Source organism: Xanthovirga aplysinae (genome assembly GCF_009711365.1).
Lineage (GTDB): Bacteria > Bacteroidota > Bacteroidia > Cytophagales > Cyclobacteriaceae > Xanthovirga > Xanthovirga aplysinae.
Genome location: NZ_SMMB01000890.1, coordinates 1 through 5,136, shown reverse-complemented (window position 1 = coordinate 5,136; position 5,136 = coordinate 1). Strand labels below are relative to the sequence as shown.

Genomic DNA, 5,136 nt, shown 5'->3' with positions numbered 1-5,136 from the left:
ATTTTTGATTCCAAGAGTAAATGGAATTTAAAAAGAATTTGATTATAAATTTAAATCAAGAAAGGTAACATATGTATCCAGAAGAATTAGTTGCACCTATGCGCGAAGATCTTACTTCCGTAGGTTTCACAGAATTTAAAACTGCTGAAGAAGTAGATGCTCATTTAAAAGACCAAAAAGGAACAACTTTATTAGTGATCAACTCGGTTTGTGGGTGTGCTGCTGGCGCTGCCCGTCCGGGAGTTAAATTTGCTGTTAGCAATAGTGAAAAAAAACCTGATACCTTAGCCACAGTATTTGCAGGAGTAGATCAAGAAGCAGTTGCAAAAGCAAGAGAATATACTCTACCCTACCCTCCTTCTTCACCTTCTATCGCTCTCTTTAAAGACGGTGAATTGGTTCATTTCATCGAAAGACACCACATCGAAGGACGAAATGCAGAAATGATAGGAAATCATTTATTACAGGTTTTTGAGGAGTATTGCTAATCCAAAATCCTTTTCAATTAAAAATACCATCTCAACAAAAAATTGAGATGGTATTTTTTTACCCACCTTAATGCACACCACCCATTTTAATCCATGGATTATTAATCAATCTAAGAATTGCCACCTCAAATGTCATGTAGGCAATTTGTTAGAAAATTCCGCTATAAATAAACGGTCAAACTTGCAAATGACCTTCTTTGAGCCTCACCTCCCCTTGTATTTGAGGGAATTGAAGTCATTTTTGCGGTCCCCACAATATATTTAGCTAATGAAACTGAAATATTCCACCATCTTAATGTAAAAGCAGCTATTATTACTGCTGAATGCTCAATAAACATTGTAAAAACAACGGGGGAAATAAATAGCAAACAAGTACTTTAAAAGTAAAAAACTAAATCAAGAGTTTCATTCATTTAAAAAATCGGCTTCACTTATATTATTAATTAATTTTATCATCACATTTCACCTTATCAAGTATTCAAAAGCCTCTCCTCCTTTCCTCAAAAACAGAAATATATAGTACCAAAATGATTGTAATAAATTAATGCAAGGACTTTAACTGGATTGACAAAGCCTGCAAAATCCTTGTAAGGTAATGGCCGGTCTACTCCAAGTGAAATAAAAGGGAGGTGTTAAAGACATAGGATCTTTATATTTTATATTTTAGTTTTTCGATTTTTTATAAACTGAGGGTTGTTTCTCATCCTCCCTCTAGATTTAATATAATAAAAGCTGAAATGCAAAAAGTAATGAACTTCAATATAGGCCAAAAGGGACCAGTCTCACAACAATTTGTGGAATTAGGAATCTTAGATTTTCAAACTGCTAAAAATTGGACCCGAAATTTACCCTATGGAAGAAATAGCGATCGCTCCAACCCCTTTTTAATTTTTTCGGAACTGAAAGGAAGTTGTAGTACGAAACATGCGCTGTTAAGAATGTTGGCCAAAGAACAAAATCAAGATCAGATCAAACTGATCATCGGAATATACAAAATGAATGCCCTTAACACACCTGGAATTGGAGATATTCTGTTTCAAAACCAATTAGACTACATCCCCGAAGCTCATTGTTATTTATCCATAAATGGAGAAAGAACAGATATAACTTTCACTCAGGGTTCCTTTAAAGAGTTAGAAAAAGATATTCTTGAAGAAATTGAAATACAAGCGCATGAAATTGGAGATTTTAAGGTAAATTATCATCGGGATTTTTTAAATATATGGCTACCTAATTCAAAGGTAACACATTTGACATTTAAGCAGATTTGGCAAATAAGAGAGAATTGTATTAAAAAACTTGCTGAGATAAATGGCTAATTCTCCAATCTAAGAAGGAATAGCGCCAGTATTTTTACTAATTACACCTTTATTTAAAACCAACAAAAATGGATTTATTCACAAGCCGATTAAAAATCAGTCCTATTATCGAGAGCGATATTCCAGATATCCACAAAATGAATTCATTTGAAGAAGTGGCCGAGTTTAATACTATTGGGATACCTGTAAATATTGAGGAAACAAAAAAAATATTAACGCCACTTATTGAGGAAAATTCCTCAAACAACAAAACCAATTTTGGATGGACGGTTCGAATTAAAACTTCCAATGAATTTATCGGAGAAATCGGCATGCACTTGGCTCCCCATAAGTTCAAAATGGCAGAAATTCATTACAGTCTGCTTCCCAAACATTGGGGCAATGGGTATGCCATTGAATCGGTAAGGAGAATTATCAATTTTGGGTTTGATCATTTACAATTGCACAGAATTGAAGCTGGGGTTGCCACAGAAAATACTAATTCAATAAAATTATTAGAAAAAATTGGTATGAAAAGGGAAGGGATGAAACGAAAAATTTTACCCATTAGAGAAGAATGGAAGGATAATTATCATTACGCAATCTTAGAAAATGATAAACGAGATTATTAAGGAAACACACAATTAATAAAGAACAAAAGATATTTTTTAATAGCCATTATAAATCATTTCAATGTCTATTTTTTTTCTCGTCTTAATAAAAAATAAATTGGAAGGACACTAAAATTTTTTTAATGAGTTTACAAATCATTATTGTCATACTATTGACATTCATCATCCATCTAATAAGTACATTATCCTATTCCGTAAGAATTGTGGGCACCAGAACCGGGAAAATTGCTATTTCTTTTGCCCTTTTTAATATTATGGTGCTCATTTCCAGGACCTCCAACTCCTTTCAAGCTCCCTTACTAGCGAAATGGGTCGAAAATAATATTAATGCAGATATACACCCCGGAAATTTTGAAATCAGATTAATTATATTGGCAACGTCACTAGCGACCATTTTCGGAGCTATTATGATTCCTACTTTTCAAAGAATCTTAAGCAAGGCAGTAATCAATTTTAGCCTTCAAAAATCAATTCCAAAACTTATTTTACATAGTTTCACAAAAACAGGCATTAAACAAATCCGAAGAGAAATAAAGGTTCCTCATAAGGACAATTTTAAGTTCATTTCAAAATTCCATTTTCCTATTAAAATATTCATCTTTAATATTTTAGCTGTAGCTATTCTGACTGTTGGTGTTTTATCTTCTCTTTATGCCGGTTTCATTACCCCGGAGTTACGAACAACGGCAAGTACATTGTCCTCCATAGTGAATGGATTAGCTACCATTTTAATGTTTGTCGTTATCGATCCCTATTTATCAGTACTAACGGACGAAGTGGTGGAGAAAAAATATAAGGAGTCAGACTTCAGAACTATTATTAGAATAATGGTATTTAGTAGGTTTTTAGGAACCCTAGCAGCACAGTTTTTATTTCTCCCCTTCTCTGAATTTATTGCTGGAATAGCTAGATTACTATAGCATGAAAGCCTCATTATTCGTATAACTATTGGAACCGTCAAAAATAATTTGGTCACTAAAGTAAATTCAAATAATGAGTTTTTTAAAAGCAGAATGGAGAAAGTTGGCCTTAGTTAATTATGAAATTGAGCCCACTTTATTAAAAGAATACCTACCTTATGGAACAGAGTTAGATCTTTGGAATGAGAAATGCTACCTGAGCCTGGTAGGTTTTCGTTTTCTTAACACCAGATTACTGGGTATAAAGGTTCCCTTTCACGTTAATTTTGAAGAAGTAAATCTTCGTTTTTATGTAAAAAGAAGGGTTCAAAATGAATGGAGGCGCGGAGTAGTATTTATTAAAGAAATTGTTCCCAAACCTGCACTAACCTTTGTGGCCAATACCATCTACAAAGAAAATTATGAAACCATGCCCATGAATCATATCTGGAAGGAAAACAGGGAAGATCAGACCATTCAGTACAGCTGGAAGAAAAATGCGAAATGGCACCACTTTAAACTGACTGCTTCCAAAGAAGCTTCGAAAATAGATCAGGGAAGCGAAACCGAATTCATCACAGAGCATTACTGGGGATACGCAAAGGTAGACAACCAAAAAACCAATGAATATGAAGTAACGCATCCCTCCTGGTTAAAATATGATGTAATGGACTATTCTATATCTGTAGATTTTTCGGAAGTCTATGGGAGAAATTTTGAATTTCTAAATAATTTGAAGCCAAATTCCGTAATGTTAGTTGAGGGATCTCCCATAGCAGTAGAAAATAAAAAATTACTAAAAAGCCGTCAAACCGGGCTTGTATAAATAAAAACCACTTAGGGTTGCTATTCTTTCCTATCAATAATCAAATTTTTAAATGAACATTTGTTTTCGAAAACTGGGGCCAAGGGATAAAGGTATTTATCGAACCGTCAGACTGGAAAGCCTTAAAAAGTTCCCTGAAAATTTTTGTTCCACCTACGAGGAACAAAAAGCTAAACCAAAGCTTGCCTATGAGTACTACCTGGAACAGGAACATACAGACAAATTTGTGATAGGTGCATTTTATAAAGAAAATTTGATTGGTATCTGTGGTTTCAACAGGGAGGAAAAAAATACAGGAGAAATCATACAAATGTATGTCAAACCTCCTTTCCAGGGGAATAAAGTCGGTTTATTTCTTTTAAAAGCTACTCTAAAAGAGGCATTTAAATTAAGGCAAACAGAAAAAGTGGAATTAGATGTTTTAGAGGGGAGTAAAGCTGCCAAGCGCTTATACGAAATAGTGGGATTTGTTGAAGAAAATCTGAGCAGAAATCTTACTAATTGTGTAGAAAAACAAAAACACTTAAGGCATATGATTCTTCACAGAAAAGACTTCCTACTGAACATCTAGATTGATCTTATTTTAATTAAAATTAAAAGGGAAAATAATTCGAAATGAAACTGATTTATTTAACTGTCAAGAGTTTATTCAAATAGCAGCAACTACAATTAAGCCAATGTAAGAAAATTCAAAAACAGACATTCCCATAACGAGAATGTCTATAAACTAAAATTAATTATTACTTCCTTGCTCTGAAGAAACATTAGTAGAAGGAGCAGAATATGGGACACTCGGAGCTGGACGATAAATTGCCCCAGTGGCAAAATCAATTACTGCTCCTGGCCAAAACAAAATAATATCAGCAATTAAGGCTCCTACTCTCACCTCTCTTTGCGGCTGTCCAGGTAAAGGTTTTGTTTTTTGGTATTCCGTTACTCTTCCCCCAAATACTGTAGCACAACTTGACATGGATGCTATTAACAGAACTACAG

Annotated in this window: 7 protein-coding genes; 6 read left to right on the top strand and 1 reads right to left on the bottom strand. The window is 33.9% G+C overall.

The window, feature by feature from the left end; all coding sequences use genetic code 11:
* Positions 1-71: 71 nt before the first annotated feature.
* The 6 genes from E1171_RS07495 to E1171_RS07470 all read left to right on the top strand — a co-directional run bounded on the left by E1171_RS07495 (position 72) and on the right by E1171_RS07470 (position 4,714).
* Positions 72-488: a BrxA/BrxB family bacilliredoxin gene (locus E1171_RS07495; RefSeq protein ID WP_155205392.1), complete on the top strand. Its 417-nt coding sequence runs from the start codon at positions 72-74 to the stop codon at positions 486-488.
* A gap of 737 nt (positions 489-1,225) precedes the next feature.
* Complete coding sequence (locus tag E1171_RS07490; RefSeq protein WP_222931437.1) at positions 1,226-1,807, top strand: hypothetical protein; 582 nt, start codon at positions 1,226-1,228, stop codon at positions 1,805-1,807.
* 68 nt (positions 1,808-1,875) lie between these two features.
* Positions 1,876-2,418, top strand: coding sequence for a GNAT family N-acetyltransferase (locus E1171_RS07485; protein WP_155205390.1), 543 nt, complete (start codon positions 1,876-1,878; stop codon positions 2,416-2,418).
* A gap of 122 nt (positions 2,419-2,540) precedes the next feature.
* Positions 2,541-3,338, top strand: a complete 798-nt coding sequence (locus E1171_RS07480) for a lipid II flippase Amj family protein (protein WP_155205389.1) — start codon at positions 2,541-2,543, stop codon at positions 3,336-3,338.
* Between the two features lie 73 nt (positions 3,339-3,411).
* The gene (locus E1171_RS07475; RefSeq protein WP_155205388.1) at positions 3,412-4,143 is read left to right on the top strand and encodes a YqjF family protein; all 732 of its coding nucleotides are present in this window, start codon (positions 3,412-3,414) and stop codon (positions 4,141-4,143) included.
* A 52-nt stretch (positions 4,144-4,195) separates the two neighbouring features.
* Positions 4,196-4,714, top strand: a complete 519-nt coding sequence (locus E1171_RS07470; RefSeq protein ID WP_155205387.1) for a GNAT family N-acetyltransferase — start codon at positions 4,196-4,198, stop codon at positions 4,712-4,714.
* A gap of 162 nt (positions 4,715-4,876) precedes the next feature.
* Here E1171_RS07470 and E1171_RS23730 read toward each other — a convergent pair.
* Positions 4,877-5,136: hypothetical protein (locus E1171_RS23730; protein WP_222931436.1), on the bottom strand; the 260-nt coding region annotated here is incomplete at its 5' end.

Coding starts and splice junctions, on each gene's coding strand:
- E1171_RS07490 (WP_222931437.1), top strand. CDS start 1,226: ATGCAAAAAGTAATGAACTTCAATATAGGCCAAAAGGGACCAGTCTCA.
- E1171_RS07480 (WP_155205389.1), top strand. CDS start 2,541: ATGAGTTTACAAATCATTATTGTCATACTATTGACATTCATCATCCAT.
- E1171_RS07495 (WP_155205392.1), top strand. CDS start 72: ATGTATCCAGAAGAATTAGTTGCACCTATGCGCGAAGATCTTACTTCC.
- E1171_RS07470 (WP_155205387.1), top strand. CDS start 4,196: ATGAACATTTGTTTTCGAAAACTGGGGCCAAGGGATAAAGGTATTTAT.
- E1171_RS07485 (WP_155205390.1), top strand. CDS start 1,876: ATGGATTTATTCACAAGCCGATTAAAAATCAGTCCTATTATCGAGAGC.
- E1171_RS07475 (WP_155205388.1), top strand. CDS start 3,412: ATGAGTTTTTTAAAAGCAGAATGGAGAAAGTTGGCCTTAGTTAATTAT.